Below are 24,981 nucleotides of genomic sequence, written 5' to 3' on the forward strand. Positions count from 1 at the left end.
CACCAGGGCCGCACCCGTCCACCCCCGGACACCCGTCCACCAGGGCCGCACCCGCCCATCCCAGATACCGTCCACCGGGCCGCGCCTGCCCACCCCCCCGGACACCCGTCCCGTCCGCGCCCTCCGGGACCGTAAAATCCGCACGTCAGGGCCACCCAACGCCCCCGGAGGAGCCATGGCCGAACACCCCGCCTATCCCGTAGGGCTGCGCCTGTCCGGCCGCCGCGTGGTCGTCCTCGGCGGCGGACAGGTCGCCCAGCGCCGCCTGCCCGCCCTGATCGCGGCCGGCGCGGACATCGTCCTCGTCTCCCCCGAGGCGACCCCCTCGGTCGAGGCGATGGCGGACGCCGGCGAGCTGACCTGGCACCGGCGGCGGTACGAGGACGGCGACCTCGCCGACGCCTGGTACGCCCTCATCGCCACCAGCGACCCCGCCGCCAACGCCGCCGCCTCCGCCGAGGCCGAGCGGCACCGCGTCTGGTGCGTCCGCTCCGACGACGCCGACCGGGCCACCGCCTGGACCCCCGCCACCGGCACCAGCGAGGGCGTGACCGTCGCCGTCCTCACCACGGACGCCCGCGGCCGCGACCCCCGGCACACCGCCGCCATCCGCGACGCGGTCGTCGAGGGCCTGCGCGACGGCACCCTCGTCGCCCCCCACCACCGCACCCGCGCCCCCGGCGTCGCCCTGGTCGGCGGCGGGCCCGGCGACCCCGACCTGATCACGGTCCGCGGGCGCCGGCTGCTCGCCGAGGCGGACGTCGTGATCGCCGACCGGCTCGGCCCGCGCGACCTGCTCGCCGAACTCCCGCCGCACGTCGAGGTGATCGACGCGGCGAAGATCCCGTACGGCCGCTACATGGCCCAGGAGGCCATCAACAACGCGCTCATCGAACACGCCAGGCAGGGCAAGTCGGTCGTACGGCTCAAGGGCGGCGACCCCTTCGTCTTCGGCCGGGGCATGGAAGAGGTCCAGGCGCTCGCCGAGGCCGGCATCCCCTGCACCGTCGTACCGGGCATCTCCAGCTCCATCTCGGTGCCGGGCGCGGCCGGCATCCCGGTCACCCACCGGGGCGTCGCCCACGAGTTCACGGTCGTCAGCGGCCATGTCGCCCCCGACGACGCGCGTTCGCTGGTCGACTGGCCCGCCCTGGCCAGGCTCACCGGCACGCTGGTGATCCTGATGGGCGTCGACAAGATCGGGAAGATCGCCGAGACGCTCGTCGCGCACGGCAAGTCCCCGAAGACCCCCGTCGCCCTGGTGCAGGAGGGCACGACGGCCGCGCAGCGCCGGGTCGACGCCACCCTCGCCACGGTCGCCGAGGCCGTCCGCGCCGAGGACGTGAAGCCCCCGGCGGTCATCGTGATCGGCGAGGTCGTGACGCAGGGCCCCGCGCCGGCCGGCTGACCGAATACCCCCCGGTCACCGACCGAGCCCCCGTGATCACGCGTAACCTCGGGTAACGCACCCCTACCCAGCCGTTGGCACCCCACCAGGACAAGGCAGTATCACCCCGTGGCCGATCTCATCACCGTCGAGGACCCCGACGACCCGCGCCTGTCGGACTACACGGACCTGACCGACGTCGAGCTGCGCCGCAAGCGCGAGCCCGCCGAGGGACTGTTCATCGCCGAGGGCGAGAAGGTCATCCGCCGGGCCAGGGACGCCGGCTACGAGATGCGCTCCATGCTGCTCTCGGCCAAGTGGATCGACGTCATGCGCGATGTCATCGACGAACTGTCCGTCCCCGTCTACGCCGTGAGCCCGGAACTCGCCGAGCGCGTCACCGGCTACCACGTGCACCGCGGCGCCCTCGCCTCCATGCAGCGCAAGCCGCTGCCGACCGCCGCCGCACTGCTCGGCTCCGCCCGCCGCGTGGTGGTCATGGAGTCGGTCAACGACCACACCAACATCGGCGCCATCTTCCGCTCCGCCGCCGCCCTCGGCATGGACGCGGTCCTGCTCTCGCCCGACTGCGCCGACCCGCTGTACCGGCGCAGCGTCAAGGTGTCGATGGGCGCGGTGTTCTCGGTGCCGTACGCCCGCCTGGAGAACTGGCCGAAGGGCCTGGAGCAGGTCCGCGAGGCCGGCTTCGCCCTGCTCGCCCTCACCCCGGACGAGAAGGCCCGCAGCCTGGACGAGGCCGCCCCGCACACCATGGACAGGGTCGCGCTGATGCTGGGCGCCGAGGGCGACGGCCTGTCCCGGCAGGCGCTGGTCGCCGCCGACGAATGGGTCCGCATCCCGATGTCCCACGGCGTCGACTCGCTCAACGTGGGCGCGGCGGCCGCGGTCGCCTTCTACGCGGTGGCGACGGGACGACCGCAGGGCTGAGCGGGACTCTCTCCTACGCTCCGGCGCCGGGGCGGGTAAGGGAGGACCCGTACGGGTCGTCGTACGGCCGCGCCTGCCCGACCGCCCCCGTGCGCTCGACCGGCATCTGCCACGACTGCCGTACGCCCGTCACGCCGCTCCCGCCGGACACGCCCCCGAACCCGCCGCCCAGGCCACGAGTCGGGCCCTGGCAGCCCTGGGCCAGGGCGATGCCGAGGGCCACGAGCAGGGTCACCACGAAGAAGACGGTGAGGCGCTGACGCAGCAGCCGGGGGTTGGCGGGGCGCAGCCCGGTCTTCGTGGTGCGCGGGGCCGGGCGCCGGGCGCCACCACGGGTGCCGGGGTGGCCACCGCCGGTGGGACGGGGGCCGGCGGTGGGGCGGGGGCCGGCGGTGGGGCGGGGGCCGCCGCTCCGCTGCTCGGGGGGCCGCGGCGCACCCGGACGCGCGGGGGTGCCGCCACCGCGCCCGCCGCCCCGCGAGGGCATTCCGCTCCGGGGCCCGGCACCGCTCGGCGGAGTGCCGGGGGCCGGGCGGCGCGCGGCGCGCTGCGGTTCCGGGTAGGTGTCGACGAGCCGCCCGGTGGGCCGGTCCGCCTCCGCCGCGCGCGGGGAGGGCGGCCGTACCTCGGTCAGGCCCTGTGCCTCGCGGGCCGCGATCTCCTTGAGCCGCAGCGACAGTTGGAGCGTGCTGGGCCGGTCCTCGGGGTCCTTGGCGAGGCAGGCCCGGATCAGCGGGGCGAGCGCGTCGGGCACGCCCTGAAGATGCGGCTCCTCGTGCACCACCCGGTACAGCATCACCTCCGAACTGCCGTGCCCGAAGGGGGAGTCGCCGGTCGAGGCGTAGGCGAGGGTCGCGCCCAGCGAGAAGACGTCGGTGGCCGGGGTGACGGCCGCGCCGCGCACCTGCTCGGGGGCGAGGAAGCCGGGGGAGCCCACGGCGGTGCCCACATGGGTGAGCGTGGAGGCACCGGTGGACCAGGCGATGCCGAAGTCGATGATCCGCGGCCCCTTGGGGGACAGCAGGATGTTGGAGGGCTTCAGATCCCGGTGGACCACCCCGGCCTCGTGCACCGCGACCAGGCCCTCGGACAGCGCCGCGCCGATCGCCGCCGCGTCGGCCGCGAGGAGCGCGCCCTCGTCGGCGACCCGGTCGTGCAGCGAGGGTCCGGGGACGTACTGGGTGGCGAACCACGGGCGCTCGGCCTCCAGGTCGGCGGCCACCAGCCGGGCCGTGCAACCACCCCGGATACGACGGGCCGCGGAGACCTCGCGCGCGAAACGCGAGCGGAACTCCTGATCCTCGGCGAGATCAGGCCGGATCACCTTCAGGGCGACCCGCTGGCCCTTCTTGTCGGAGCCGAGGTAGACCACGCCCATCCCGCCCGCGCCGAGCCGTCGGTGAAGCCTGAACGAGCCGACGACGCGCGGGTCCTCGCGCCTCAGGCGCATCATCGCCATGTTCATCCCCGCTGCCCGGTCCCTCTGACGTGGCACAGCTTACGTTTCCCGAGCCGCGTGCGCGCAGAGGCCGCGCCCTCTGGGCACGACGGATTGTGCGCGCCACGCCGGTGAGGTGAAACGCGGTCAGGACCCCAGCGGTCCGACTCCTCTTGACCGACCGTCACCGTCAACCGGGCGCGCCCGAAAGGAGGTTGATCGCACCGCGACCAGCGGTCACCTCCCTCCCCTCCCTTCCCGCGACCCGCCGCCCACGCCCCGCCGCGCCCGTCGCCGACCGGTGCCCGCACCGCGCCCGGCCCCCGCCCCGTGACCGCCCCGAGTGATCGAAGTCACGCGTTCGGGGACGCCGCCCGCGTCCGACATGCCCGACACGGCGGGCGACCCCTCAGGGAAGACCCCGAGACGTGGGGTCGGCTCTCCACCCTGGGGAGTAGACCGCGGCCGGCGGCTCATCCTCCGGGAGGCCCGGCAATCGGTACGAGGGCATGACGCCCGGTTCGCGCCCCGCGCCTAGATTTGAGGTCAAGCGGCGGGTGCAGCGCTCGTCCCCCGAGGTCGGACACTCGCCGCTGTAGGACAACACGAGACGGTCAGGAGAGGGACCATGGCCCACCCGGCACCGCGACGCCCCGCGTTCGCACCCCGCCGCGCGGGCCGCCGCCACCCCTTGGTGGCGACGCTCATGGCCCTTCCCCTGGCGGCCCTGCTCCTGCTCGTCTTCGACGGCTGGGAGACGGTGGCCACACAGGCGTCGTCCGTGGGTGCGATGCTGGGGCGCTGAGCGGCGACCCCAGGCCCGGAAGAGCGGTTCGGGCGGGGACATCCACCCATGAAACCCCGTGGGGACGGGGGTGCGGCGGACGGCACATATGCCGGCGCAGCTGGGGAGCTGCGCCGGCATCGCCGTTCCCTGCGAGTGCCCTGCGGGTGCTCGGCCGGACGCCTGCTCGCCGTTGCGGCTACGGCCGTCGCGCGGGTGCGGCCCCGCCGTGGCCGCTCGCGCAGTTCCCCGCGCCCCTGGGGGAACTGCACTGCCGTTGCCTGCGTGGCGCCGCTGCCCGTCACTGCGCCAGCGCGGGCGAGCGAGGCCCACCCCCGCCCAGCCGCAGCACCCCGTACCGCAACCGGCACCCCCCGCCCCACCGTCGTAACCCTCACCCCACCCCCGACACCCCGAGGCCCCGTGACCATCCTCCCCGTGCTCACGGCACACGTCCGCGCCACCGGCACCGGCACTCCCACCATCCTCGCCGACCGCCCCGACGCCACCGTCCTCCGTCTCGGGGACACCGTCGTCAAGGCCCACGCCCCCGGCACCGACCCCACCCACCTGGCCCGCCGCCTCGAAACGGCCGCCAAGCTTCCCGGCGTCCTCCTGCCCCCGCTCACCCCCACCACGGAAGAACTGCACGACCGCCTGGTCACCACCTGGCCGTACGGCGCCCCCGTGGACCCCGACGCCCCCGCCGCCGCCCCCTGGGAAGCCGTGGCCACCCTCCTCGCCCGGCTGCACCGCGGCACCCCCCACCCGGCGCTCCCCCCGATGCGCGGCCCCGCCAAGGCCGCCCGCGCCGTCACCCGGCTCCGCGCCGCCCTGGCCGGGCGCCCCCACCCCGCCGCCCGCCCCGTCCTCGCGGCCTGGGCGGCCCTCCCCGCCTGGGCCCGTGCCGAGGCCCCGATACCGGGGCCCGCCGTCCTCTGCCACGGCGACCTCCACCTCGGCCAGCTCGTCCGGCACCCCGCCCCCGACGGCCCCTGGCGGCTGATCGACGTGGACGACCTGGGGCTCGGCGTCCCCGCCTGGGACCTCGCCCGCCCCGCCGCCTGGTTCGCCTGCGGGCTCCTCCCGCCCGAGGAGTGGACCCGCTTCCTCACCGCCTACCGGGAGGCCGGGGGGCCGGCCGTCCCCGTGACCGGCGACCCCTGGCCCGCCCTGGACGTCCCGGCCCGCGCCCTCACCGTGCAGACGGCCGCCCTGGCGATCACCAAGGCGCTGGCGGCGGACCGCCCGCTGGACGAGGTCGAACAGGCCGTCGCCGACGCCTGCGCCCGCATGCCCGCCCGGTGACCCAGGAGGCTTCGGTAAGAAGACGGTGCAACCACGCGCGGCGAAACGGAGTCTGTGCAGGGGAAACACCAAGCAGTACCGACCGGCGAGGAGTTGAGCCGACGATGCAGTGTCCGAAGTGCCACGCACCCATGCAGACGTACAACCGCAGCGGCGTCCAGATCGAGCAGTGCGGCGGGTGCCGCGGCATCTTCCTCGACTACGGCGAGCTGGAGGCGCTGACCCAGCTGGAGTCCCAGTGGTCCAAGCCCGCCCCGCCGGCACCGCCCGCCGCCCCGCAGGGATACCCGGCCCCGTCCGCGCCCGCCTGGGGCGCCCCGTACGGCGGCCACTACGAGCACGGGCACCACGGTCATCACGGCCACCACGACCGCCACCACCGGAGCTTCACGCACATGCTGTTCTCCAGCTGAGGCCACGCAGAAGCCCCCGGCCGTGGAAACGGCCGGGGGCTTCTCGGTGTGTGGACGATACTGGGATTGAACCAGTGACCTCTTCCGTGTCAGGGAAGCGCTCTCCCGCTGAGCTAATCGTCCGCGGACGGTGATCCGGGGATCACAGCCAGTGCGCGATACTGGGATTGAACCAGTGACCTCTTCCGTGTCAGGGAAGCGCTCTCCCGCTGAGCTAATCGCGCGGGATGGATCTTCGAAAGACCCGCGGACCTCCGGACGGACCGGGGATCCAGTGGACGATACTGGGATTGAACCAGTGACCTCTTCCGTGTCAGGGAAGCGCTCTCCCGCTGAGCTAATCGTCCTTGGAGGTGGAGACGGGATTTGAACCCGTGTAGACGGCTTTGCAGGCCGTTGCCTCGCCTCTCGGCCACTCCACCAGGAGTGTAGGGGATCGGGACGACCCCTTCTTCCTTCGAGCGGACGACGAGGCTCGAACTCGCGACCTCAACCTTGGCAAGGTTGCGCTCTACCAACTGAGCTACGTCCGCTTGTCGTTTCGGTCCGCTTCCGCGTCCCGGCGACGTGTTGAACTCTAGCGGATTCCCGGGCCAGTACAAAAACGCGTTTGCGCAGCGTGCTGCGGTGCGTCCGGCGGACCCGGTGGTCAGGGGCCCCTCCGGGACATCCCGGAGGCACCTCCGCGACACCCGCCTAGACTCGGGCACGTGCTCCACCATGCTCCCGGCCTTCCCCCGCTGGCCCGTTTCGGCGACCGTCTCGCCACCGGCCTCCTCGACGTCACCAGCGATCCCGCCGCCCTGGATTCCACCGGCTTCTGGGCCGTCTGCGCGGACTTCGAGGGCCGGCTGACCTGCGCACGCTTCGCGGACGTACGGCACGCCCCGGTGCCCGCCCCGGCGCCCGGCGGCTGGCACGGACCCGCGGTGGGGGACTGGACCAGCTCCCTGGACCGCGCCGCCTACACCGCGGCCGTCCGCCGCATCCGCGCCCACATAGCGGCCGGCGAGGTCTACCAGGCCAACCTCTGCCGGGTGCTCAGCGCGCCGATCGCCCCCGACGCCGACGTGGACGCCCTGACCGCCCTGCTGGCCCGCGGCAACCCGGCGCCGTACGCAGGAACGATTCGCCTGCCCGCGCACGGCGTGGAGATCGCCACCGCCTCCCCGGAGCTGTTCCTGCGCCGCGCCGGGCGCACCGTGGAGTCCGGGCCCATCAAGGGCACCGGCCGCACCGAGGCGGACCTGCTGGAGAAGGACTACGCCGAGAACGTGATGATCGTGGACCTGGTCCGCAACGACATCGGGCGTGTCTGCGCCACCGGCACCGTCACCGTCCCCGACCTGTGCGTGGTGGAGAAACACCCCGGTCTGGTCCACCTCGTCTCCACCGTCCGCGGCGAGCTGCGCACCGGGGCCGGCTGGCCCGAGCTGCTCGGCGCCGCCTTCCCGCCCGGCTCCGTCACCGGCGCGCCCAAGTCCAGCGCCCTGCGGATCATCGAGGCCCTGGAACCGGTACCGCGCGGCCCCTACTGCGGGGGCATCGGCTGGGTGGACGCCGACCGGGGCACCGCCGAGCTGGCCGTGGGTATCCGTACCTTCTGGATCGACCGCACCGAGGGCGTCCTGCGCTTCGGTTCCGGCGCCGGCATCACCTGGGGGTCGGACCCGGAGGGGGAATGGCGGGAGACCGAACTGAAGGCGTCCCGGCTGCTCGCGGTAGCGTCGGGGTCGTACCAGGCGAGTGGAGAGGCATGCGCATGAAGATCTGGCTGGACGGCGGGCTCCGGGACGCGGATGCCGCCCGCGTCTCCGTGTTCGACCACGGGCTGACCGTCGGCGACGGCGTCTTCGAGACGGTGAAGGCGACCGACGGGCGCACGTTCGCGCTCACCCGGCACCTCGACCGGCTGACCCGCTCGGCGCGGGGCCTCGGGCTGCCCGACCCCGACCACGACGAGATCCGTGAGGCGTGCGCCGCCGTGCTCGCGGCCAACCCGATGCCGCTCGGCCGGCTGCGGATCACCTACACCGGCGGCCACGGCCCCCTCGGCTCCGACCGCGGCGCGCACGGCCCGACCCTCGTGGTCGCCCTCGGCGAGACCACTCGCCGCCCCGACAGCACGGCCGTGATCACCGTGCCCTGGACCCGCAACGAGCGCGGCGCGCTGACCGGCCTGAAGACCACCTCCTACGCCGAGAACGTCGTCGCCCTCGCCCGCGCCCACGAACACGGCGCCTCCGAGGCCCTGTTCGCCAACACCTCCGGCCACCTGTGCGAGGGCACCGGCTCGAACGTCTTCGTCGTCCTGAACGGCGAGATCCACACCCCGCCGGTCGCCTCCGGCTGCCTTCCCGGCATCACCCGCGCCCTGGCCGCCGAATGGACGGGCGCCCAGGAGACCGACCTCCCGCTCGACGTGCTGGACCGCGCCGACGAGATCTTCCTGACCTCCACCCTGCGCGACATCCAGGCGGTGCACCGGGTGGACGACCGCGAACTCGCCGCCGCGCCGGGGCCGGTGACCGCCAAGGCGATGCGGATCTTCGAGGAGCGGGCGGCCGGGGACCTCGACCCGCGGTGACGCCCGCAGTGCGGTGATCACGGCGATCGCGGTGCCGCGGAGCGGGTAGAACAGTCGTGATGACCACGACCCTGCGGCCGGCCGAGCCGCTTCAGGAGCACCCCGACGGCACGCGCTCGCGCCGCTACCAGGTGTGCGTGAACAGCCGTCCCGCCGGTGAGATCCGCATCGGCACCTCGCCGACCCTCGGCGACACGGTGGCCCGCATCGACGAACTGCGGATCGCCGAGGCCGACCGCCGCCGCGGCCGGGGGACGATCGCCGCGCTCGCCGCGGAGGAGGTGGCGCGCGGCTGGGGCTGCCGGCAGATCGAGACGGTCGTACCGGCGGCCTCGGCGGACGCCGCGCTGCGGCTGTTCGACGCCCTCGGCTACACGCTGCGCAACCGGGGCATGGAGAAACACCTCGCCGCGGCCCCGCCCGCGCTGCCGCCGGACCTTCGCGAACGCCCCATGACGGAGTCGGAGTTCGCGGCGTGGCAGGCCCGCGAGCAGGAGCGCTACGCCCGCACCTGGGCCGAGCGGGGCCTCGCCGAGGAGACCGCCCGCGCCAAGGCCCGCGCCGACCATGCCCGGCTGCTGCCGCAGGGGCTCGCGACCGGGGACATGGTCTTCAGCGTCCTGGAGCGCGCGGGAATCCGGGTCGGCACCCTGTGGCTGGCCCTGCGGGAGAACACGGCGTACGTGTACGACGTCGAGACCGAGTCGGCCGAGCGCGGCCGGGGGTACGGCCGGGCCCTGATGCTCCTCGCGGAACACCATTCCCTGACCGCCGCCCGCCCCCTCCTCGCCCTCAACGTATTCACGGGCAACACCCCGGCGGAGCGGCTGTACGCGTCACTCGGCTACGAAACAGTGACGTACTCCTTGTCGAAGCCGCTGGTGTAGACGGGGGGCCGGGGGCGGGGCGGCGTGGTGGCCGGGGAACGGTGTTAGGCGCCGTGTGGGTGGTGACCGTCACCTCGGCAATCTTCACCACGGGCATGCCCTGGGCCGGCAGCAGCACCATCCGCGCGCGCCGCCAGGGCGCCACCGCGCCGGAGACGCGGCGAATGACCCTCAGCAGCCGCCGCCCTCGTTGTCATCGATCCCACGTAAGCCCACCGGTTCTGCCATGCCCGGACGCTAGCGGCCGCACGTGTCTTCAAGTGCTCATGCCGGGCGGGTGCCCTGCTCTCGCAGGGCCGCCTCCAGCCGGGCGATGTCCTCGGTGTCCTTCCTGCGGCGGGGCCGGCCTGGAACCCAGACCGGCATCATCTGCTTGATCTCGATCTGGGCGCGGGGACTGATGATCCGGCACCGCAGTGCCTCGATACGGCCAACAGGAGCATCGAGCATGCCCTCCGGCCATATCTCCCCGGCCCAGGGGCCGCCGGCGACCACAACGCGCCCGAACCGGTCCTTACTCAAGAAAGCGAAGCTGCTCTCCACGCCTTGCTTGCAGAAATCGAGCTGCTGCTCGGCAGGCGGCCCGGACAGAGGCTCATAGCCGGAACGCAGCAGTCCGGCGGTCAGAGCAGAGGCATCCTCCGCCCAGGCGAACCAGTCGATGTCCACATGGTCACGCGTGACCTCGCCGATGAAGAAGTCCATGGCCCAACCCCCGCGGAGCCACACCTCCACGCCGAGGGCCTCCGCGATCTCCACCGTTTCACCGATCAGCTGAAGTTGCCGAGCACTGCGCTCTTCGTCCACAGTCGAGCAGGCTATGCGGCGATCCCAACCGAAGCAGCCCGATTTCCGACTGCAAGAACTGGCGAACGTTGCCTGATGCGGCACTAGTTCTGGTCTCCGGTGCCGGGTGCTGGGCGGGTGGTGACTGAGACCCGGCCGCGCGACGGGGTGCCGAGGCCTGATGCCAGATGCCGTGTGCCATGCGGCTGGGTGGCCGGGGTCTGATGAGGTACGCCCGGTCCCTGGCGCCCAAAGCCCAGGCCCCAGTGTCCGGTGCAGCCCGGTATCCGGTGCCCGATGCAGCGGGTTGCCCGATGCCGGTGTCCGGTGTACGGCGGCCGATCCGGTGCCAGGCCCCGGCCCCGGCCCCGGTCACGGGGCGGCTGCTTGGCCTCGCGGCTCGTGGCTCGTGGCTCGGCGACCTCGCGGCCCGGCGGACTCACCGCTCCCCGGACTCACCACCCCGCGACCTCCCGGCCCAGCGGACTCACCGCTCCCCGGACTTACCGCTCCCACGGACTCACCGCTCCGCCGGCTTGCGGTTCGGCGGTGTTCTCAGGTGCCCTGCTCACCCAGCAGCCGGTCCGCGATCTCCTCGATCCGCTCGCGCAGGCCCTCCTGGCTCTTGCCGCCGTCCAGCCGCTCGCCGCCGATGACGTACGTCGGGGTGCCGGTCACGCCGATCGCCTTGCCCTCGGCCTGGTCGGCGTCGACGATCAGGATGTGCCGTCCGTCGATCAGCGCGGTGTCGAACTCCTCGGCGTCCAGGCCGAGTTCACGGGCCACCTCGACCAGGAAGGACTCTCCCTCGCGGTCCAGCCTCTCAACCCGCTCCAGGACGGCCTCCACGTACGGCCAGCCGGCCCCCTGCGCCAGCGCCTCCTCGGCGGCCTGCGCGGCGGCGAAGGCATGCTTGTGCCGCTCCAGCGGGAAGTGCCGCAGCCGCACGTCCAGCCGGTCGCCGTAACGGACCCGCAGGGCGCGCACGTCGTCGAGGGCGGTACGGCAGTCGGGGCACTGGAGTTCGCACCAGACGTCGAGGACGACGGCGTCGGCGCGCACGGGGGAGGAGTCGCTCATACCCCCAGTCTTCCAGGCCGCCCACGCCCACCCCAATCCGGACCTCGGCGCGCCCGGCCCCGCAGCGGTCCTCGGAGACAGCGGCCCACCACCGGCACCGGCACCGCCGCTGGCACCGGCACCGCCGCCGCCGGCACCGGCACCGAAGGAGGAGCCGACCCGGAGATCACCCTGATCTGTGCCCCGGACCGTGGCCCCGCACGGGCCGGGCGGTGCAGGATGGAAGGGACGAAGCGCCGCACGTCGGCCATGCCGCGGTGCCCGCTCTCGCCGCGCACCGACCTGCCACCCGACCGAGCCCGCCTGGAGGACCGGATGATTGCCGAGACCGTCTGCTCCGCCGTGTCCGCGGCGGGCCTGGGTATCGCGGTGGTCACGGCCTACCGCAGACGTTTCCTGTCGGCGGCCCGCATCGCGGCCTACGCCCTGGTGCCCGTCGGCCTGGTGCTGACCGGCGTCGTGGGCTGGCTCGCGCACACCGCCTTCAGCCCCACCGCCTGGGCGGGCTTCGGCCTGCTGGCCGCGGCCTGGCTGCTGTTCGCCGGCACCCGCGCGGTCGAGCGCCGCAGGGCGGCAGCGCACGGCGCGGCGGCGGCCGAAGCCGGGTCGATACGCGCGGGCACCACGGCACCCGCGTCCTCCACACCGGCCCTGCGCCAGGGCCAGGGCACGTCGCGGAGGCAGGGACAGCCACAGGGACAGGCCGCGAACCCGGCGTCCGGGGACGACTTCAGCGACATCGAGGCCATCCTCAAGAAGCACGGCATATGACAGTCACATGACTCGCCGGAGCGTCACAGTGAGTCCGAGGATGTCCTGAATCGTTCACCAGCCGAAGCGAGCCGGACGCAAGATCACGGGATTCGGCGAACTCCCGCAAGATCGTGAGTCCTGATCGCTTACCGGCTGCCGCGTGCGCCATCATCGGCCGCGAGATGCTGGATACGACACAGAGCGAGGCCGCGCCGCCGAAGGACGAGCCGGACGAGCCGCGCGGGTGCCTCTTCGCCCTCTCCCAGCCACCGCTGATGATCTTCCTTGCGGTGATCGGGTGTCTGATCCTCATGGCTGCGCTGCACGATCTGCTGTTGCTGTGAGCCGTACACGTCCGTCCCGGCGCCACCCGCCGGGACGGACGTCGCCCGAGAACCGCCGCCCCCGACCCGGACGGCGGGCATCGATCCGACCGGATCTCACCCGCTCGGGTGGACGGCTCAGCCGGTCGCTTCCTTGCGGCGCGCCCGGTACGCGGCCACATGCAGGCGGTTGCCGCAGGTGCGGCTGTCGCAGTAGCGGCGGGAGCGGTTGCGGGACAGGTCCACGAAGGCGCGGCGGCAGTCCGGGGCCTCGCAGCGGCGCAGCCGCTCCTCCTCGCCGGCCACGACGAAGAAGGCCAGGGCCATGCCGCAGTCGGCGGCGAGGTGGTCGGCCACGGACGCGCCGGGGGCGAAGTAGTGGACGTGCCAGTCGTAGCCGTCGTGGTCGGTCAGCCGCGGGGTGGTGCCCGCCGCCGCGACCAACTCGTTGATCAGCCCGGCCGCGCTCCTGGCGTCCGGGGCCGCGAAGATCGCCGCGAACCGCGCCCGCACCGCCCGCACGGCCGAGAGGTCGGCCGACGAGACCACACCGACATCGCTGATCTCGTGGTTCCGTACGAACTCCGCGAGGGCGGGGACATCGGGCAGCCCGTCCGGCGCCGTCTCGTCCTCCGGCGCGGTGTTCACCAGATCCACCACGGTGTCGAGGGCGCACCGGGTGTCATGGGTGATCAGCACGTAATCGCTCCCTGGCCTGGGGGTCGGGCAGGCGCCCGCCGATGCTGGCCGATGGTAGCGACAACGCCCGCCGCACGGGCCCTGTCCGGCCCCGGCTGCCCGTGGAACGCCGCGAGGGGCCCAGGGGTTCCCGGAAGCCGCCGTACGCCCGCTGTACGCCCGCTCCGGGCCCGCCGGAGCGGCACGGGCGCGCACGCAGGGACGGACCGACGCCGTTCCGTGAGCGCTCACGGTGACGGCGCCGGCCCGTGCCGTATGCGGTTGGCCTGGCCCGAGCCGTCTCCCCGAGTGGACGGCGCCGGGCTGCTTGGAAGGGCGGCGGGCTAGCTTTCCGCCAGGATGTGCGAGAGCTCTTGATCCAGATCGAAGTGCCGGTGCTCCGTACCAGGCGGCACGGCGGCGTCGGTTCGCTTCAGGAAGGACTCCAGGGCCCGCGCGGGCGCCTCGAGCAGGGCCTCCCCCTCAGGGGAGCTGAGGGCGATGCAGACAACGCCCTGACCATGGCTGCGGGACGGCCAGACGCGGACGTCTCCGGTTCCGGTGGGCCGGTGCAGCCCCTCGGCGAGGAGGTCGCGGGCGAACACCCACTCGACGGTCTCCTCGGCTCCGGTGTGGAAGGTGGCGTGCACGGCGTAGGGGTCGGCCGTGTCGTACCGCAGGCCTGCGGGGACAGGCAGGGAGGACTCGCTCGACACAACGAGGCGCAGGTGCAGCTCGCAGCTGACCGTGGTGTTCATAAGCGCCAGGGCCTTTCGCTCAGTGTGCGCTCGGGGATTCGCACGTCGGCGAAATCGACATGCCACCTACGGTGCCGTTGTAAACCCCTCTGAGGGTTTTGCGTGTGTTTACGACACTCTTACGGCCGAGAACTCGTACCGGATCTACGACCATTCCGGTGAGGTGAATCACTCGGGTAGCGTTGTCGGTATGAATACGGGGAGTGACGAAGCCGGGCTCGGGTCCCGCGCGCCGGAATTCATCAAGGCGCGCAGGCTGCTGCACCGCGGCTGGCAGGCCGGCGTCTTCGTGATCGGCCTCGCGGTCGTGGTCGCCGGTGTCGCCATGCTCCCGCTGCCCGGACCCGGCTGGGTGGTGATCTTCGCCGGCATGGCGATCTGGGCGACCGAGTTCGTCTGGGCCCAGGTCGTGCTCCGCTGGACCAAACGCAAGGTCACCGAGGCGGCACAGCGTGCCCTCGAACCCGAGGTGCGCCGCCGCAACATCGCGCTGACCGTGACCGGAGCCGTGATCATCGTGGTGCTGGGCACGATCTATCTCTGCCGGTTCGGCCTCGTACCGCCCTGGAAGATCAACGGCCGGTGAGCCGCTCGCGCCGTGCCGCCCGCCCGCCGGCCCGGTGCTGGTCGAAGGCACCGGCTGACATGGGGTAATGTTCTTCCTGCGCCCGGGCGATTAGCTCAGTGGGAGAGCGCTTCGTTCACACCGAAGAGGTCACTGGTTCGAACCCAGTATCGCCCACCCCGGACCGACGGCCCATCCGCGAAAGAGCGGACGGGCCGTCGTCGTATTCATGAGCCGTGACGAACCGTCACCCGGCGGTTGGACAAGTTCCACTTCCGCGCAACCGGCCGAAAGTACCCCGCGTTTTCCGGAAAGCCGCGGGCTTTCCCGGCCGCCGCGCCGGGAGCGGGAAATTCCGCCCGGCGCCAACGCCCCGCGGGAGTGCGGAAACTGAGCCCGAATCAGCCCGCGGCGCGGACGGCCGCCCGGCCGCGGGCAGACTCGGCGCATGGACTGGAACCACTACCGCTTCCACAGCCCGTGGCACCTGCCCGCCGCGCCGGCCGCCGTCTACGCCGTGCTGGAACGGCCCGAGGACTACCCCCACTGGTGGCCCCAGGTGCGCTCGGTGACCCGGCTCGACGACACCACCGGCGTCCTCACCATCCGCTCGGCCCTGCCGTACGCCATGACCTTCACCGCGCACGAGCGGCGCCGCAATCCGGCCGCCGGGGTCCTGGAGATCGCCATGAGCGGTGACATCGAGGGCTGGGCCCGCTGGTCGGTCACCGCCGAGGGCACCGGGACGCTCGCCGTCTACGAGCAGGAAGTCGACGTCCGCAAGCCCCTGCTCCGGCACCTCGCCGTGCCCTGTCGCCCGGTCTTCCGCGCCAACCACCGCCTGATGATGCGGGCCGGCCGGCGCGGACTGCTGCGCCACCTGGGAGCGGTTTGAAGGATCGGCGTCGGGACCTGTATTGTTCAGTGCGTTCCCGGGCGATTAGCTCAGTGGGAGAGCGCTTCGTTCACACCGAAGAGGTCACTGGTTCGAACCCAGTATCGCCCACCGGGAAAGAGCCGGTCCGCACCAGCGGGCCGGCTCTTTTGATGCCAGGGGGGCGTCATGGGCAAGGAACAGGGCGGGCCGCGCGGCGGGGACGGACCGAGACCCGGCGCACGGGTGCGCGGGACGCGCGCCCGCAGTCTGATCGCGATCTTCTTCCTCGTACTGGTGCCGGGCTTCTGCGTGCTGCTGGCCCAGATCACCTTCAACACCGAACGCGTGACCACGATGTGGGTCGGGGCGCGGATCGCCGCCGACGGCAGCGCACGGATCACCGAGGTCATCGACTACGACTTCGGCTACCCGGATCAGGACCGGCACGGCATCTACCGCGACCTGCCGGACCTGCCCGACGACGAGGAACAGGCCCGCGTCACCGCCACCATGGACGGCCACCGCGTCCCCTGGGACCTGACGGCGGGCGACGCATACCTGGAACCGGACGGCGAACGGGACGACGCCACCCGCATCGAGATCGGCGACCCGGACCGGGCCGTCACCGGGGTACACCGCTACCGCGTCCAGTACACGCTCCAGAACGTGGTGAAGAACGGCCGGCTGGGCTGGGACGCGGTCGGCACCGGCTGGCGGGTCGACCGCTCCCGCGTCGAGATCCATGTCGCCACCCCGTACCCGCTCGCCGTCCCGCGCTGTGTGCACGGCACCGACGGCTCCGAGCGGCCCTGCCCGGTGGAGCACTCCGGACCCGGCGAACTCACCGTCAGGCTGGACCGGCTCAAGGGCAAGGAAGGGGTCACCCTCTACGCCGGACGCGGACACGGCGCCCCAAAGGCCGCGGCCCGCCTGCCCGCGCCGCCCGCAGGCAAGGCCGTCGGCACCACGCTGGCGCATCCGCTGCGCAGCGCCGCCGACGCCATGGGCCTCGCCTTCGCCACCGCGCTGATCGTGATCGGGCTGCTGCGCCTCGCCGGCCGCGACCGCCCCGCCCCACCGGACACCGACCCCGGAACACCCGGCCCCACACCGCCACCGGGGCTGAACGCCGCCCAGGGCGGGCTCCTGCTCACCGAGCGGATCGAGCCCCGGCACCAGACCGCGTGGCTGCTCGACGCCGTCGCCGCCGGCCGTCTCGACCTCACCGGCGAGCAGCACGCGCCGAAACTGCGCCGCCGCAGCGCCAGTCCCGGCGCGTACGACCCGGTCACCAGGGACGTCTTCCAGCGTGTCTTCGCCGGCCGCCGCGAGGTCGTCCTCGGGGCGTACGACCCCGCGTTCCGGGCGGGCTGGGTGGCGCTCGCCGGTCATCTGGCCCGGTGGCAGGCCGAGTCGGGCCTGTGGGAGGCGGCCTCGGTGCGCCGCGCCCGGATCGGCCGGTACGCCGGCCTCGCCGCGTGCCCGCTCGGCTTCGCCCTCGCCGTGGTGGGCGCGGCCCTCGGCGGCGGCCGCCATACGGTGGGCGGCCCCCTCCTCGTCACCGGCGCGGTCGTCTTCGGCGCGGGCCTCGCACTGGCCCGGCGCGCCTGGGAACTCCAGCGGCGCACCGCCGAGGGCAGCGCCCAGCGGCTACGGGCCGAGACGTTCCGGCGCTACCTCGCCGACCCCGCCGCCTTCCCCGGCGTCGAACCCCTCGACCACGACCGGATACGGCACTGCACCGCCTGGGCCGTCTCCTTCGGCCTCGCCGACCACTGGCGCGCGGCCATGGCAGCCGCCACCGTCCCCACCCGTCAGCCCTCCCACCGCCCCGTCCGCCTGGACACCCTGCTCGCCCTCGCCCTCCTCGACCGTGCGCGGGCCTCCTCCAGAGCCCCGTCGTCCAGCGGTGGCTCCGGCGGCGGTTCGGGCGGCGGCAGCTCCTCCTCGGGCGTCGGCGGCGGAGCGGGCGGCGGCGGAGGCGGCTCCTGGTGAAGCGGCACCGCCGCGCCGCCGGGCGTCAGCCCGTGCCGGCGCCGGGCGCGACAACGTCGGGCGAGGCGGTGAGCGCGCGGCCTGACCGGCCGTCCGGCATCCCCTCCGCGACCCCCGTCCGCCACGCCGCAACCCCCGTCACCTAGGCCGCGACCCTCGTCCGCCACGCCGCAACCCACGTCCGCCACGCCGAGCCAACCGTCTCCTACGCCGCGGCCGGCAGTTCCGGTCGCAGTGGCCACTCCGTGCTGACCGTCTCGTCCGAGCCGTTGCGGGCGAACCAGGACTGGAGGCCGCGGGCCTGGGCGGCGTGCCAGTCGGCCTGGAGGGCGTGCAGCTCGGCGGGGGAGAGGCGTTCGAGGCGGGTGGCGAAGCGGCGGCCCAGCGCCCGGACCACCTCCAGCGCGGCCAGCGCGTCCGCCGCCGCGTCATGCGCCCCCGCCAGCTCCACCCCGTAGTGCCCGCACAGGTCCGTCAGCGTGCGGCGCCCCTTGCGATAGCGGTCCAGCTGCTTGTCCAGCACCCGCGGATCCAGCACCCGCAGCGGCACCGAAGGGAACCAGCGCTCCAGCGACGACGCCCGGTGCCGGCGCAACTCCCGGTCCAGCAGCGTCAGATCGAACGGCGCGTTCATCACCACCAGCGGACGCCCCCGCGCCGCGTGCTCCGCCAGCTGCTCGGCTATCTCGAACATCACCGGCGCCGGCCAGCGCCCGTTGCGCTGGAGGTGCTCCTCCGTCAGCCCGTGCACCGCCGTCGCCTCCGCCGGCACCGGCACCCCCGGATTCACCAGCCAGCGCGAGACGCGGGGCAGGGTCTCCGGTGCGTCCTGGACCACGACCGCGGCCGACACGATCCGGTCGGTCTCGACGTCCACACCCGTGGTCTCCGTGTCGAAGGCGGCCAACGGCCCTTCGTACCAGTACGTCATCCCAACCCAACTCCTCGTTCACCCACGGCAGATGACGTCCCGTCTTCTGCCCGTTTGGTGATACCCGCGCCGTTTGCGCCGTACGCCGCGAGGAGACAACAGGAGTACGGGTCTTTGCAGTTCAGCAGCCCGCAGCGGGGAAACCCTTGGTTGGGAAGGCTGTTCGTCATGGTCACTGTGCAGCCCGAGCGGAGCGGGCTGCTGCCCGAGCGCCCGGGCACCGTCCGCGGCTCGCTCGCCACCACCGCCTGCATGGAGACACTGCAGGTCGGCTATCTGCACGCGGTCGCCGCCGCGGCCGGCTGCTCGCTGTCCCAGCCCTTCCCGGACAACGGCATCGACTGGCACGTCAGCCACAGCGCGCCCGGCCACACCGTCGACGACGAGGTCACCATCAAGGTCCAGCTGAAGGCCACGTACCAGATACCGCCCCACCCGCCGGGCCGCACCTTCTCCTTCATTCTCGACAACGACCATCTGCGCAAGCTCGCCCGCACCCCCGTCTCGGTGCACAAGATCCTCGTCGTGATGCTGGTCCCGCGCACCCAGGACGACTGGCTGCGCGCCGGCCACGACCGCCTCGACCTGCGGCACTGCTGCTACTGGGTCAACCTGGCCGGCCACCCCCTCACCGGCCGGCACCGGACCACCGTGCGCATACCGACCACACGCATCTTCGACGACCGGGCGCTGTGCGAGATCATGACCCGCGTCGGGACGGGAGGCAGACCATGAGGATCCGTCCCCACGAGGAGCCGGCGGAGCGACCGGACCCCGGCGCCCTCCCCTGGCACCGCACACCCCGCCCCGCCGACGTCGACCCCACCGTGCTCGCCGCCCTGCTGCGCCGGCACGGCTGGCAGCGGCGCGGCGGCGCCACCGGACGCTACGGCCGCTGGACCCCGCCCGGACCCGGCGGCACCGCCACCAGCCTCCTGGTCCCGGAGAGCCGCGACTTCCCCGACAGCGACGACCTCCTCGCCGAAGCCCTCGACGCCCTCGCCCGCAGCGACACCCCCGCCGCCCGCGAGATGCTGATCTGCCTCGCCGTACCCAGCGACGAGATCCACTGGTGGCGCGACGCCCCGAACGGCCCGGCCGGCGCCGCCTCCTGGGGCCGCGACGAACAACTACGCGACGCCGGACGCCAGTTGCTGCTCGCCGCCGCGCTCGCCACCCACGCCCGCGCCGGCTACCACGGCGCCCGCCACCGCCGCGCCGCCACCGCCCTCCTCGACGACGTCCTCGTCGGCCCCGCCGCGGACGACGGCCGGCTGACCGCCTTCGCCCCCGTGACCGTCGCCCGCCCCCTCGCCGTCCGCCTCCACCAGGCGCTGTACGCCGCCCGCGAGGCCATCGACTACCGGCGCGCCACCGGCGGCATGGACGCCTTCGACGGCGCCGTCGAGGCCGGCGTCAGCCGCGAGCTCACCGAGGCGATCGGGACACTGGTACGGGGCACCGAGGGAGCCGGGGTCGCCGTCGCCTGGGCACCCGCCGCCGGGGTCCCCGAGGGCTGCGCCCCCGGCGCCGAACCCGTCGAGTTCTCCCCCGGCGACCTGCCCGTGCTGCGCGAGGCCGCGGCCCGGTATCTGCACGCCGAGCCCTCCGTGCCCGTGCGGATCACCGGCGCGGTGGTGCGCCTGCGCCGCTCGGGCCCCTGCGGCGAGGGCACCGTACGGCTGCGCGTCCTCGCCGGCGCCGAGGTGCCGCACGTCCGCGTCACCCTGGACGAGGAGGACTACCGCATCGCGGGCCACGCCCACCTCGTCGGCCTCCCGGTGCGGGTGCACGGCCGGCTGGAGCGGCGCGGCGGCTTCCGCAGGCTCACCGGCGCCTCCGGGGTCGTACCCGTGCAGGTGGACGACGCCGAGCGGGACCGGCTGATGAAGTCCCTCCAGGAGAACCTGGACTTCTTCGAGGAGGCCTGCGGGGAGGCGTGAGGGCGCGGGGACCGACCGTGACCGTTTCGCGGTCGGTGCCCTCGGGTCGGTACGATCGCCTGTGCGCGCGCTCCTGGTATGGCGCCGCACCCACCTTCAGTCAGGAGAGACCGGTGTCAGACGTCCGTGTGATCATCCAACGCGATTCCGAGCGGGAAGAACGCGTGGTGACGACGGGCACTACGGCCGCCGACCTCTTCGCGGGCGAGCGCTCGATCATCGCCGCGCGCGTGGGCGGCGAGCTGAAGGACCTCGCGTACGAACTGTCCGACGGCGACGAGGTCGAGGCCGTCGAGATCACCTCCGAGGACGGCCTGAACATCCTGCGCCACTCCACCGCGCACGTCATGGCGCAGGCCGTGCAGGAGCTGTTCCCCGAGGCCAAGCTGGGCATCGGCCCGCCGGTCAAGGACGGTTTCTACTACGACTTCGACGTCGAGAAGCCGTTCACGCCCGAGGATCTCAAGGCCATCGAGAAGAAGATGCAGGAGATCCAGAAGCGGGGGCAGAAGTTCGCCCGCCGCGTCGTCACCGACGAGGCCGCCCGCGAGGAGCTGGCCGACGAGCCGTACAAGCTGGAGCTGATCGGCCTCAAGGGCTCCGCGTCGCACGACGACGGCGCGGACGTCGAGGTCGGCTCCGGCGAGCTGACGATCTACGACAACCTGGACGCCAAGACCGGCGAGCTGTGCTGGAAGGACCTCTGCCGCGGTCCCCATCTGCCCTCCACCCGCCTCATCCCGGCGTTCAAGCTGATGCGCAACGCGGCCGCCTACTGGCGCGGCAGCGAGAAGAACCCCATGCTCCAGCGCATCTACGGCACCGCCTGGCCGTCCAAGGACGAGCTGAAGGCGTACCTGGAGTTCCTCGCCGAGGCCGAGAAGCGCGACCACCGCAAGCTCGGCGCCGAGCTGGACCTCTTCTCCATCCCCGAGCAGATCGGCTCCGGCCTCGCCGTCTTCCACCCCAAGGGCGGCATCATCCGCCGCACCATGGAGGACTACTCGCGGCGCCGCCACGAGGAGGAGGGCTACGAGTTCGTCTACACCCCGCACGCGACGAAGGGGAAACTCTTCGAGACCTCGGGCCACCTGGACTGGTACGCCGACGGCATGTACCCGCCCATGCAGCTCGACGAGGGCGTGGACTACTACCTCAAGCCCATGAACTGCCCGATGCACAACCTGATCTTCGACGCGCGCGGCCGCTCCTACCGCGAACTGCCGCTGCGCCTCTTCGAGTTCGGGACCGTGTACCGGTACGAGAAGTCGGGCGTCGTGCACGGCCTCACCCGCGCCCGCGGTTTCACGCAGGACGACGCGCACATCTACTGCACCCGTGAGCAGATGTCCGAGGAACTGGACAAGACGCTCACCTTCGTCCTCGGCCTGCTGCGGGACTACGGTCTGACCGACTTCTACCTGGAGCTGTCCACCAAGGACGAGACGAAGTTCGTCGGCTCGGACGAGGCGTGGGAAGAGGCCACGGAGACCCTGCGTCAGGTCGCCGAGAAGCAGGGCCTGCCCCTGGTTCCCGATCCGGGCGGCGCCGCGTTCTACGGCCCGAAGATCTCGGTCCAGGCGCGTGACGCCATCGGCCGCACCTGGCAGATGTCGACCATCCAGCTCGACTTCAACCTGCCCGAGCGCTTCAACCTGGAGTTCACCGGCTCCGACGGCTCCAAGCAGCGCCCGGTCATGATCCACCGCGCGCTGTTCGGCTCCATCGAGCGCTTCTTCGCGGTCCTCCTGGAGCACTACGCGGGCGCCTTCCCGGCGTGGCTGGCGCCGGTGCAGGCGCTGGGCATCCCGATCGGTGACGCCCACGTCGAGTACCTGGAGAAGTTCGCCGCGGCGGCCCGCAAGCAGGGCCTGCGCGTCGAGGTGGACTCCTCTTCGGACCGCATGCAGAAGAAGATCCGCAACGCGCAGAAGCAGAAGGTGCCCTTCATGGTCATCGCGGGCGACGAGGACATGTCGAACGGCTCGGTGTCCTTCCGCTACCGCGACGGTTCCCAGGAGAACGGCATCCCGGTCGACGAGGCCATCGCCAAGATCGCCAAGATCGTGGCGGAGCGCGCCCAGGTCTGACCCTGGCCGAGAAGGGCCCCCGGCGGACGTCCGTCTCCGGGGGCCCTGGCCTGTCCGGAGGCCTTACGCCATATGCTGCATGGCATGACCAGTGAGCCGGAGCAGCAGATCGGCGTGGGGACGCAGGACGCGTTCCAGCGCCTGTGGACGCCTCATCGGATGGCCTACATCCAGGGCGAGAACAAGCCGAGCGGCCCGGAGGCCGGAGACGGCTGTCCCTTCTGCTCGATTCCGGCCAAGCCCGACGAGGACGGCCTGATCGTCAAGCGCGGCGAGCAGGTGTACGCGGTGCTCAACCTGTACCCGTACAACGGCGGTCACCTCATGGTCGTGCCCTACCGCCACGTGGCCGACTACACGGACCTCACCGGTCCGGAGACCGCCGAGCTGGCGGAGCTGACCAAGCAGGCGATGACCGCCCTGCGCACCGCCTCCGGGGCGCACGGCTTCAACATCGGCATGAACCAGGGCGCGGTGGCGGGCGCCGGCATCGCCGCCCATCTGCACCAGCACGTGGTGCCCCGCTGGGGCGGAGACACCAATTTCCTGCCCGTGATCAGCCACACCAAGGTCCTCCCGCAGCTCCTCGCCGACACCCGCAAGATGCTGGCGGACGCCTGGCCCGTCTAGACCGGGACGCCGCGTACAAGAGGGCGCCCCCTTGCTCAGGGGGCGCCCTCTTCCAGTTCCGGACGCGTTACGCGTCGTACAGGTCCGCCTTGCGCGGGGACGGGTCCTGGACCAGTCCGCTGAGCACCGAGGAGCGGTTGCCGAACTTCTCCGTGTCGACGCCGTGTTCCCTGAGGACCTTGATCGCGGCCGCGTGCACGACCCTGAGCACCGGGGTGGCCGCGCGCAGCGCGTCGTCGGCCATGAAGCGGTGCTTCCACGGCTGGTCCGCCCAGGCGTGCCGCAGCCCGAACGGCTCGGGCAGGCCCAGGGATCCGCCGAGCCAGTTGAGCAGCGGCGGGTACCAGGTCAGCGGGGCGCGCACGGCGAGCCGTACGACCTCGTCGGTGGTCATCAGGGGCAGGTTGATCTTGCGGGTCTCCCAGGGCTTGAAGGTCTTGGCGACCTCCTTGGACGGCGCCTCCGGCTTGCTCCAGAACAGTCCGTTGACCGGGCCGAGCGCATGGCCGGTGACCTCGATGCGCAGCGTTTCGTGCAGCACGGTGACCGTGATCATCATGGTGATCACCAGCTGGCCGTCCCACAGCGTCCACTGCACGCCCAGGTAGTGCCGGTCGCCCTTGCCGAACTGCTGCTTGTTGCAGATCTCCTGTATGGCGTGCGGCTTGACCTGGAAGGCTTCCACGTCGGTGCCCTCGGGGCGGGAGACGGCCGCCGCGCCCTCGGGGATCGGGGTGACGATCCAGTGCTTGACGGACGGCTTGGGGAAGCCCCCGGTGTTCAGCGGGCCGCGCTCCAGCAGGGCCAGCTGATCGTGGATCGCGCGGATGACGTCCCAGCTGCGGAACGGGTGGATCTCGCGGCCGGGGTCGGCGGAGACCAGTTCCTCGGCGAGCTGCCAGGAGCCCCAGCGGGTGCCCATGCCGAGTATGCCCTTGGGGCCCGCGTAGAAGACCGAGTTGGACTGCTGTTCGGCGCTGAGCCGGGCCAGGGACTCGCGCAGCGCGTCGGCGGCGCTCTGGTTCGGGCCGCGCGGCACCGCCTCGGGCACCTTGATGCCGACGCTGTTGCCCGACAGCAGACCGTCCCAGCGGGCGCGCAGATCCTGGGCGGTGCGCTCGCAGATCCGCTTGGCCAGGTACCAGCCGATGACGGGCAGCACCACGGCCGCCCGTGCGTACCATCCCCAGAAGCCGCCGAACGGCATCTTCCACAGGAACAGCGCGGCCAGCAGGCCCACGCCGAGGAGCAGGGTGGTGGCCAGGGTGCCGGCCCGTTTGTCGTCCCGTCTGGCGACGAAGGCGCGCAGCTGGAAGACGAGCAGCCAGCCGATCAGGCCCGGCAGGAAGATCAGGCCGCACAGGACCGTCACGAGGGTGAGCCGGTTGTCGCGCTCGCGGCGGATGTTGTTGGCCGCCAGGCAGTGCTCGACCACGAACTGGGGTTCGGAACCGAAGGACTGGATGAGCGGCTTGCGGCCGGGTCCGAGCATGCGGTCCACGACGGCGCGGGAGAACGCCTCACCGAGATTGGGCCTGAACAGCCGCATCCTGCCGCCCTTGACGGTGGACTGGTGCCATTCGTTGTCGGCGTCCTTGATCTTGTCGACCGGGCCGTCCCGGTAGGCCGCGGAGGCCAGCGCGGCCGTCGCCGCCTGCTGGCCGTCGCCGGAGACGGGCACCTGGGGCCCGTCCCACTCCGTTCCAAACGACATTCCCGCCCCCATCGCCGCCGGTGTCGCTCTGCGGCCTTCCCGGCTTCCCTGCCCCGCACACCTTCTGGGCCCGTCGTCGTACCGGAACCGGACGGCCGGCGCGGGA

Annotated in this window: 24 protein-coding genes and 7 tRNA genes; 19 read left to right on the forward strand and 12 right to left on the reverse strand. The window is 72.7% G+C overall.

Going from position 1 to position 24,981, the window contains the following annotated elements:
* Positions 1–175 precede the first annotated feature (175 nt).
* Positions 176–1,408, forward strand: a complete 1,233-nt coding sequence (cobA, locus tag AC069R_RS13175; protein ID WP_478766931.1) for a uroporphyrinogen-III C-methyltransferase — start codon at positions 176–178, stop codon at positions 1,406–1,408.
* Positions 1,409–1,516: 108 nt separating this feature from the next.
* Positions 1,517–2,335: a TrmH family RNA methyltransferase gene (locus AC069R_RS13180; RefSeq protein ID WP_478766932.1), complete on the forward strand. Its 819-nt coding sequence runs from the start codon at positions 1,517–1,519 to the stop codon at positions 2,333–2,335.
* A gap of 13 nt (positions 2,336–2,348) precedes the next feature.
* Here the strand turns inward: AC069R_RS13180 and AC069R_RS13185 are convergent, their stop codons facing one another.
* Positions 2,349–3,800, reverse strand: a complete 1,452-nt coding sequence (locus tag AC069R_RS13185) for a serine/threonine-protein kinase (protein WP_478766933.1) — start codon at positions 3,798–3,800, stop codon at positions 2,349–2,351.
* Positions 3,801–4,401: 601 nt separating this feature from the next.
* On the opposite strand from AC069R_RS13185, the gene AC069R_RS13190 reads away from it, so the two are divergent.
* From AC069R_RS13190 to AC069R_RS13200, 3 genes are all read left to right on the forward strand, one after another.
* On the forward strand, positions 4,402–4,578 hold the full coding sequence (locus AC069R_RS13190) for a hypothetical protein (protein ID WP_397986869.1): 177 nt from the start codon (positions 4,402–4,404) through the stop codon (positions 4,576–4,578).
* A gap of 408 nt (positions 4,579–4,986) precedes the next feature.
* Positions 4,987–5,865: a phosphotransferase gene (locus AC069R_RS13195; RefSeq protein ID WP_478767075.1), complete on the forward strand. Its 879-nt coding sequence runs from the start codon at positions 4,987–4,989 to the stop codon at positions 5,863–5,865.
* A gap of 104 nt (positions 5,866–5,969) precedes the next feature.
* On the forward strand, positions 5,970–6,278 hold the full coding sequence (locus tag AC069R_RS13200) for a TFIIB-type zinc ribbon-containing protein (protein WP_478766934.1): 309 nt from the start codon (positions 5,970–5,972) through the stop codon (positions 6,276–6,278).
* A gap of 51 nt (positions 6,279–6,329) precedes the next feature.
* Here the strand turns inward: AC069R_RS13200 and AC069R_RS13205 are convergent.
* The 5 genes from AC069R_RS13205 to AC069R_RS13225 form a co-directional block, all read right to left on the reverse strand.
* Positions 6,330–6,401 (reverse strand) — tRNA-Val (locus AC069R_RS13205).
* Between the two features lie 29 nt (positions 6,402–6,430).
* Positions 6,431–6,502 (reverse strand) — tRNA-Val (locus AC069R_RS13210).
* Positions 6,503–6,553: 51 nt separating this feature from the next.
* Positions 6,554–6,625: transfer RNA gene (locus AC069R_RS13215), tRNA-Val, on the reverse strand.
* A gap of 1 nt (position 6,626) precedes the next feature.
* A tRNA-Cys gene (locus AC069R_RS13220) sits at positions 6,627–6,700 on the reverse strand.
* 38 nt (positions 6,701–6,738) lie between these two features.
* Positions 6,739–6,811, reverse strand: a tRNA-Gly gene (locus tag AC069R_RS13225).
* Between the two features lie 177 nt (positions 6,812–6,988).
* On the opposite strand from AC069R_RS13225, the gene AC069R_RS13230 reads away from it, so the two are divergent.
* Genes AC069R_RS13230 through AC069R_RS13240 form a run of 3 tightly spaced genes read left to right on the forward strand, consistent with a single transcriptional unit; the run spans position 6,989 to position 9,752 of the window.
* Complete coding sequence (locus AC069R_RS13230) at positions 6,989–8,044, forward strand: chorismate-binding protein (RefSeq protein WP_478766935.1); 1,056 nt, start codon at positions 6,989–6,991, stop codon at positions 8,042–8,044.
* Positions 8,041–8,865 (forward strand): aminotransferase class IV, encoded by an 825-nt coding sequence (locus AC069R_RS13235; protein WP_478766936.1) that lies wholly within the window; start codon positions 8,041–8,043, stop codon positions 8,863–8,865. The genes AC069R_RS13230 and AC069R_RS13235 overlap by 4 nt, the downstream gene beginning before the upstream one ends.
* A gap of 59 nt (positions 8,866–8,924) precedes the next feature.
* On the forward strand, positions 8,925–9,752 hold the full coding sequence (locus AC069R_RS13240; RefSeq protein ID WP_478766937.1) for a GNAT family N-acetyltransferase: 828 nt from the start codon (positions 8,925–8,927) through the stop codon (positions 9,750–9,752).
* A gap of 264 nt (positions 9,753–10,016) precedes the next feature.
* Here the strand turns inward: AC069R_RS13240 and AC069R_RS13245 are convergent, their stop codons facing one another.
* Both AC069R_RS13245 and AC069R_RS13250 read right to left on the reverse strand, forming a co-directional pair.
* Positions 10,017–10,559 (reverse strand): nucleotidyltransferase domain-containing protein, encoded by a 543-nt coding sequence (locus AC069R_RS13245; protein WP_478766938.1) that lies wholly within the window; start codon positions 10,557–10,559, stop codon positions 10,017–10,019.
* A 534-nt stretch (positions 10,560–11,093) separates the two neighbouring features.
* A complete protein-coding gene (locus AC069R_RS13250; protein ID WP_478766939.1) occupies positions 11,094–11,618 on the reverse strand; it encodes a DsbA family protein in 525 nt (174 codons plus the stop codon).
* A 315-nt stretch (positions 11,619–11,933) separates the two neighbouring features.
* Between AC069R_RS13250 and AC069R_RS13255 the strand changes: the two genes are divergently transcribed.
* Positions 11,934–12,389 carry a hypothetical protein gene (locus tag AC069R_RS13255; protein ID WP_478766940.1) on the forward strand — a complete coding sequence of 152 codons (456 nt, stop codon included), beginning with the start codon at positions 11,934–11,936 and terminating at the stop codon, positions 12,387–12,389.
* A gap of 164 nt (positions 12,390–12,553) precedes the next feature.
* Positions 12,554–12,715 (forward strand): hypothetical protein, encoded by a 162-nt coding sequence (locus tag AC069R_RS13260; protein WP_478766941.1) that lies wholly within the window; start codon positions 12,554–12,556, stop codon positions 12,713–12,715.
* A 117-nt stretch (positions 12,716–12,832) separates the two neighbouring features.
* On the opposite strand, the gene AC069R_RS13265 is transcribed toward AC069R_RS13260, so the two are convergent.
* Positions 12,833–13,393 carry a CGNR zinc finger domain-containing protein gene (locus AC069R_RS13265; protein WP_478766942.1) on the reverse strand — a complete coding sequence of 187 codons (561 nt, stop codon included), beginning with the start codon at positions 13,391–13,393 and terminating at the stop codon, positions 12,833–12,835.
* 323 nt (positions 13,394–13,716) lie between these two features.
* Entirely contained in the window at positions 13,717–14,130 is a 414-nt protein-coding gene (locus tag AC069R_RS13270; RefSeq protein WP_004002642.1) for an SsgA family sporulation/cell division regulator, read from the reverse strand.
* Positions 14,131–14,320: 190 nt separating this feature from the next.
* Here AC069R_RS13270 and AC069R_RS13275 point away from each other — a divergent pair, with 190 nt between their 5' ends.
* The 5 genes from AC069R_RS13275 (at position 14,321) to AC069R_RS13295 (ending at position 17,567) form a co-directional block, all read left to right on the forward strand.
* Positions 14,321–14,716: a TIGR02611 family protein gene (locus AC069R_RS13275; protein ID WP_478766943.1), complete on the forward strand. Its 396-nt coding sequence runs from the start codon at positions 14,321–14,323 to the stop codon at positions 14,714–14,716.
* A gap of 84 nt (positions 14,717–14,800) precedes the next feature.
* Positions 14,801–14,872: transfer RNA gene (locus AC069R_RS13280), tRNA-Val, on the forward strand.
* A gap of 271 nt (positions 14,873–15,143) precedes the next feature.
* Positions 15,144–15,590 carry an SRPBCC family protein gene (locus AC069R_RS13285; RefSeq protein ID WP_478766944.1) on the forward strand — a complete coding sequence of 149 codons (447 nt, stop codon included), beginning with the start codon at positions 15,144–15,146 and terminating at the stop codon, positions 15,588–15,590.
* Positions 15,591–15,629: 39 nt separating this feature from the next.
* Positions 15,630–15,701 (forward strand) — tRNA-Val (locus AC069R_RS13290).
* 57 nt (positions 15,702–15,758) lie between these two features.
* Entirely contained in the window at positions 15,759–17,567 is a 1,809-nt protein-coding gene (locus AC069R_RS13295) for a DUF2207 domain-containing protein (RefSeq protein ID WP_478766945.1), read from the forward strand.
* A gap of 205 nt (positions 17,568–17,772) precedes the next feature.
* Here AC069R_RS13295 and AC069R_RS13300 read toward each other — a convergent pair whose 3' ends face one another.
* Positions 17,773–18,498 (reverse strand): exonuclease domain-containing protein, encoded by a 726-nt coding sequence (locus AC069R_RS13300; protein WP_478766946.1) that lies wholly within the window; start codon positions 18,496–18,498, stop codon positions 17,773–17,775.
* Positions 18,499–18,666: 168 nt separating this feature from the next.
* On the opposite strand from AC069R_RS13300, the gene AC069R_RS13305 reads away from it, so the two are divergent.
* The 4 genes from AC069R_RS13305 to AC069R_RS13320 all read left to right on the forward strand — a co-directional run bounded on the left by AC069R_RS13305 (position 18,667) and on the right by AC069R_RS13320 (position 23,161).
* On the forward strand, positions 18,667–19,233 hold the full coding sequence (locus AC069R_RS13305; RefSeq protein WP_478766947.1) for a DUF4365 domain-containing protein: 567 nt from the start codon (positions 18,667–18,669) through the stop codon (positions 19,231–19,233).
* Complete coding sequence (locus AC069R_RS13310) at positions 19,230–20,441, forward strand: hypothetical protein (protein ID WP_478766948.1); 1,212 nt, start codon at positions 19,230–19,232, stop codon at positions 20,439–20,441. Before AC069R_RS13305 ends, AC069R_RS13310 begins: the two co-directional genes overlap by 4 nt.
* A 113-nt stretch (positions 20,442–20,554) precedes the next feature.
* Positions 20,555–22,531 carry a threonine--tRNA ligase gene (gene thrS / locus AC069R_RS13315; protein ID WP_478766949.1) on the forward strand — a complete coding sequence of 659 codons (1,977 nt, stop codon included), beginning with the start codon at positions 20,555–20,557 and terminating at the stop codon, positions 22,529–22,531.
* A gap of 72 nt (positions 22,532–22,603) precedes the next feature.
* A complete protein-coding gene (locus AC069R_RS13320) occupies positions 22,604–23,161 on the forward strand; it encodes an HIT family protein (protein WP_478766950.1) in 558 nt (185 codons plus the stop codon).
* Positions 23,162–23,228: 67 nt separating this feature from the next.
* Here the strand turns inward: AC069R_RS13320 and AC069R_RS13325 are convergent, their stop codons facing one another.
* Positions 23,229–24,875, reverse strand: a complete 1,647-nt coding sequence (locus AC069R_RS13325) for a hypothetical protein (RefSeq protein WP_478766951.1) — start codon at positions 24,873–24,875, stop codon at positions 23,229–23,231.
* Positions 24,876–24,981 lie beyond the last annotated feature (106 nt).

The organism is Streptomyces sp. NPDC043952 (genome assembly GCF_056435325.1).

Bases quoted from the DNA above. Each gene is read 5' to 3' on its own strand.
- AC069R_RS13275 (WP_478766943.1), top strand. From the start codon at position 14,321: ATGAATACGGGGAGTGACGAAGCCGGGCTCGGGTCCCGCGCGCCGGAA.
- AC069R_RS13305 (WP_478766947.1), top strand. From the start codon at position 18,667: ATGGTCACTGTGCAGCCCGAGCGGAGCGGGCTGCTGCCCGAGCGCCCG.
- AC069R_RS13200 (WP_478766934.1), top strand. From the start codon at position 5,970: ATGCAGTGTCCGAAGTGCCACGCACCCATGCAGACGTACAACCGCAGC.
- AC069R_RS13325 (WP_478766951.1), bottom strand. From the start codon at position 24,875: ATGTCGTTTGGAACGGAGTGGGACGGGCCCCAGGTGCCCGTCTCCGGC.
- AC069R_RS13240 (WP_478766937.1), top strand. From the start codon at position 8,925: ATGACCACGACCCTGCGGCCGGCCGAGCCGCTTCAGGAGCACCCCGAC.
- AC069R_RS13300 (WP_478766946.1), bottom strand. From the start codon at position 18,498: ATGACGTACTGGTACGAAGGGCCGTTGGCCGCCTTCGACACGGAGACC.
- AC069R_RS13285 (WP_478766944.1), top strand. From the start codon at position 15,144: ATGGACTGGAACCACTACCGCTTCCACAGCCCGTGGCACCTGCCCGCC.
- cobA (WP_478766931.1), top strand. From the start codon at position 176: ATGGCCGAACACCCCGCCTATCCCGTAGGGCTGCGCCTGTCCGGCCGC.
- AC069R_RS13235 (WP_478766936.1), top strand. From the start codon at position 8,041: ATGAAGATCTGGCTGGACGGCGGGCTCCGGGACGCGGATGCCGCCCGC.
- AC069R_RS13190 (WP_397986869.1), top strand. From the start codon at position 4,402: ATGGCCCACCCGGCACCGCGACGCCCCGCGTTCGCACCCCGCCGCGCG.
- AC069R_RS13270 (WP_004002642.1), bottom strand. From the start codon at position 14,130: ATGAACACCACGGTCAGCTGCGAGCTGCACCTGCGCCTCGTTGTGTCG.
- AC069R_RS13250 (WP_478766939.1), bottom strand. From the start codon at position 11,618: ATGAGCGACTCCTCCCCCGTGCGCGCCGACGCCGTCGTCCTCGACGTC.
- AC069R_RS13185 (WP_478766933.1), bottom strand. From the start codon at position 3,800: ATGAACATGGCGATGATGCGCCTGAGGCGCGAGGACCCGCGCGTCGTC.
- AC069R_RS13295 (WP_478766945.1), top strand. From the start codon at position 15,759: ATGGGCAAGGAACAGGGCGGGCCGCGCGGCGGGGACGGACCGAGACCC.
- AC069R_RS13260 (WP_478766941.1), top strand. From the start codon at position 12,554: ATGCTGGATACGACACAGAGCGAGGCCGCGCCGCCGAAGGACGAGCCG.
- AC069R_RS13255 (WP_478766940.1), top strand. From the start codon at position 11,934: ATGATTGCCGAGACCGTCTGCTCCGCCGTGTCCGCGGCGGGCCTGGGT.
- AC069R_RS13310 (WP_478766948.1), top strand. From the start codon at position 19,230: ATGAGGATCCGTCCCCACGAGGAGCCGGCGGAGCGACCGGACCCCGGC.
- AC069R_RS13320 (WP_478766950.1), top strand. From the start codon at position 22,604: ATGCTGCATGGCATGACCAGTGAGCCGGAGCAGCAGATCGGCGTGGGG.